At 40.5% G+C, this 3591-nt stretch carries 3 protein-coding genes and 2 pseudogenes; 2 read left to right on the plus strand and 3 right to left on the minus strand.

The window, feature by feature from the left end:
• Nucleotides 1-470, minus strand: a pseudogene (locus ACED60_RS25360) (hypothetical protein); the annotation flags it as partial.
• A gap of 160 nt (nt 471-630) precedes the next feature.
• Here ACED60_RS25360 and ACED60_RS25365 point away from each other — a divergent pair.
• Nucleotides 631-958 (plus strand): annotated as a pseudogene (locus ACED60_RS25365) (group II intron reverse transcriptase/maturase); the annotation flags it as partial.
• Between the two features lie 264 nt (nt 959-1222).
• On the opposite strand, the gene ACED60_RS25370 reads toward ACED60_RS25365, so the two are convergent.
• Together ACED60_RS25370 and ACED60_RS25375 are read right to left on the minus strand one after the other, a co-directional pair.
• Nucleotides 1223-1825: a trans-aconitate 2-methyltransferase gene (locus tag ACED60_RS25370; RefSeq protein WP_017100450.1), complete on the minus strand. Its 603-nt coding sequence runs from the start codon at nt 1823-1825 to the stop codon at nt 1223-1225.
• Between the two features lie 16 nt (nt 1826-1841).
• A complete protein-coding gene (locus tag ACED60_RS25375) occupies nt 1842-2459 on the minus strand; it encodes a hypothetical protein (RefSeq protein WP_371728715.1) in 618 nt (205 codons plus the stop codon).
• Between the two features lie 179 nt (nt 2460-2638).
• Here ACED60_RS25375 and ACED60_RS25380 point away from each other — a divergent pair, with 179 nt between their 5' ends.
• Nucleotides 2639-3463, plus strand: coding sequence for an AraC family transcriptional regulator (locus ACED60_RS25380; protein ID WP_017100452.1), 825 nt, complete (start codon nt 2639-2641; stop codon nt 3461-3463).
• Nucleotides 3464-3591 lie beyond the last annotated feature (128 nt).

Genomic DNA, 3591 nt, shown 5'->3' on the forward strand with positions numbered 1-3591 from the left:
GTGGTATCACTGTAGGTTGCGGTTGCCATTAGTGGTGTCAGTTGACCTTTTGCCAAGGTACTCGATGGCGGTGTGACCGCAATCGCGGTGATGACCGCAGCGCTGACCTCCACGCTCACTGTGTTACTGGTGACGTTGTCTTTAGTGGCCGTTATCTTTAGGACTCCTAATGCTTTGCCTATTAATTTTCCCGACTCTACAAAATATCCAACATTCTCGTTACTGGATCGCCAAATACTTAAATCAGTTAGCACCTTTGAAGAGTGATCAGAATAATGACCTATTGCAATGAAAGTTTGTTTGTTACCTTTCGCCAGCGTTAATTTACTTGTCCCCCGAGTTCCTGCTGAGGATACGCTAATATCGATTCGTTCTAACGTTAAGGTTGGTTTTACAACCTCTTCTGATAGTTCTGAATTACAACCTGTCAGGAAGATGATAAAAAGATATATGGATATAATTTTATTCATGATTCATGGTTTTATATATTAAAAATAGGATTACTGAAGATCGGGTAATAAACGGTGGGATGACAATCATTTAAGATAATTTATGACTTTTAGGGGCTTTGTTGCGTAATTCAGTTTAGAGACAGAGTCGTCCCGTTCCGTGTATTTCGACGACAAGTTTCAGGTAGTCGGATATGTAGGTAACAAGCTATTCCATACGATGGTACTGGGCTAAAAGGCGTCATCCAACAAAGTCTAAAACTTGGATCGCCCTAAAATACTTCATCAACCGAAAAGGCCAGTGGCAGTTTCACGGTTGGCAGAAGATCATGGATATGGATTGCCAGTTCAATCTCTTCCAAATAGCCAAAGTGCCAATAGAAAGGCATGTGAAAATCCGAAGTGCAGTGACACCATTTTACCCTCAATACCAAGAATACTTGGCTAAAAGGAAGTCCAAAAGGCTAGCTCGTAACTATTGGAACGAACCTGCTCCGACTGCTTTATAAGTTGCTGAGTATCATTTGATGCCTTTGTGGAGGCTTGAGCCTAGTGCAGTGAAAGTTGCACGCTGGGTTCTTAGGGAGACGGCACTTGGTAACAAGTGTCGTCCACCCGACAGATCTAAGCTAGCTCGTTGTTGGACAATTTTGTGTTACGACGACATAGAAAACCTTCTATTTCAGATAACTTTTTCTATTCCAAATCACGCGAGTCACCTACAAATAGCTGACAAAGCCCATTAACCCACTACAGATCAATCACTACTACGACTAAAATACTTTGCGTGCGAGAATAGCAAGAGAATCCCCATCTTCGAACTCGCTAAAAACCTTTGCTTCAACCACGTTAAACTCTTGCCCTATTGCTTCTTTCATCTTGGCTAAACTTCTCGGATGAAACAATAGACCATGAGTTGTCTCAGGCGCTTGAATTTTCTGCCAGACTAAATGGAAAACGAAACCTCCAGGTAAAAGCAGCTCAGCTTGACGGCGGAAAGATTGGCGCAATTCAGTATAACTTAAATGATGCATTACTTTATTGGAATATACTGCATTATACCTAGCTTCTGTTTCAATTTTTACTGCATCAAGTATTAAGCTAAGTACATCTGGTAGCCGTTTATTGAGAGTATTCACGAAAGCTGGTGAATAATCAGAGCCTGTAACTCGAAATTTCTGAGCGAGAATTTCAAGATCATTACCAGGCCCCGAGCCTAACTCTAAAACAGAATCCTCAGGAGAAAGAACCTTTGAGAGCATATGCAATTGCTCAGCAGCATTATATCCGTCACACATTTCAGTATATGCCTTCGCATTGTTAACATCGTGATAATAATTCATGCAGACCCCGTCGTTTAATTCGTTGTAACTCATGTGATTTCCTGTATTACTAAATTACTCTTTTAAACAAATATGCAAATGGTGATTTTGTATATGGGATCGCACGACCAGATGCTAATATATTTTCTCGTGTCATGATTTCAGGCCTCTTGGGCTTCATATAGTCCTTAAGATTTTCGTCGTTGACCTCATACACTCCATCGTCTCTTAGAACGACAGCAATCAACTTAAATCTTGGGTCTAAAGCCGCTAAAGCTGCATCTCCATGGCTAGCGTTAACAAGTAAGATCCCACCTATTCTTAAAAGCTCCCCGCACGGTTCTGAAATAAAGCCTGCATAAAGAGATATTAGTAAGTCGAATTCAACTTCGTTTAACTCCAGTGAGCGATAATCACCATGAATAAACTGTATATTTGAGTCTGAGTTCCCTTTGTGCTCAAAAATTATCTGTTTAACAGTACATTCATCAGCAAAAAAATTTGAAGCACGTTTATCAAGTTCCACATATGTGACTTCGTTAAAAACGAATGACGGTGAAATGTCCACATAACTACCAGGATAGAGTGTTTTTCGAGGAGTCATATAAGCACTGATCGCCTTAAACAGCTCCCAGCGATCACCTTTGTGTTTATCCTGCTTCTCCCACAAAGCTAAAGTCTTAGTCATTATTTCTTTCCTCTAGTTGTGTAAGCCAAAAATATTATCACCTGAATCTCTTTTAGTTATTTGAGCTACTTGGGTTGTGTGTGGTTAATATATACAAAGACGCTGCGTTGTTTGAGTGCACAGATTGAGATATTATCGGCTGATATTAAGATTGTGTAAAAAACGGTAAGTTGTTATCCATGCTTCCAAAAACACCATTGCCACCCTGCTATGTAATCCATGAGCAAGGCGTAAACAGTGAAAACTCAACCGTGTCAGTAAATCCAGACTATGGTTTGCTCTTTACTACAAAAGGCTCATTTAAAATGGAGCAAAGCTACACTACTCAATCTGTTACTGGCAGCATTACGATTGTCCCTTTCGGAGTGCCATATCGTTCTGTCGCGGGTTGTAATTTAGACTATTGGCTACTTGGTTTCTCTGCTGAAAGCTATGGTTTGAACGAAACGCAAGAGATAATGCGCCCCTTCGCAGAGGTTCGTTCAGGAGGCGCTCCTGTGGCTCATTTAGGTGAACTAGCTCAACAACGTATAACTTCTTGGTTTGAAGCCTTAAAACAAGAAACCAGTATTGAAACAACGATAAGTAATGATGTTCACCGGAGCCTGATTGTATTGATATTAGCAGAAGTCGTTCGTGCGACGACTGCAATAGACAATAAGATCACCAAGTCGCCATTAGTCGGAAAAGCACTACATTATATTCAAAAATACAGCCTTACTCCTATATCCTTAAGTGACGTTGCGTCTGCTGTAGGACGCACATCTCCCCATGTCGCATCAGTTGTAAAGTCAGAAACAGGTTTTACTGTCGGTATGTGGATCACTTCAGCGCGTCTAGCCAAAGCAGCGCAGCTTCTACAATACTCAAATATGTCGGTTGAACAGATTACTACGGAAATTGGGTGGCAAGACACAACTCATTTCATCAGGCAGTTCAAAACGTTCTATGGTACAACACCTTCAAAATGGCGTAATAAGCTAAGAGACAAAAGTGAGCAATGAACATTAGTTGTATACTTCATTTAGATAACAAGGTGGTTAGCCTTCAATGACCTTGATTCTTTGTAGCATAAGAAAAAGGGCTCTTCTCCGCTTAGATGAGTCTATAAATTAACAATAAAATCAATAAA

The organism is Vibrio sp. 1F279, from assembly GCF_041439815.1.
Taxonomy (GTDB): domain Bacteria; phylum Pseudomonadota; class Gammaproteobacteria; order Enterobacterales; family Vibrionaceae; genus Vibrio; species Vibrio tasmaniensis_A.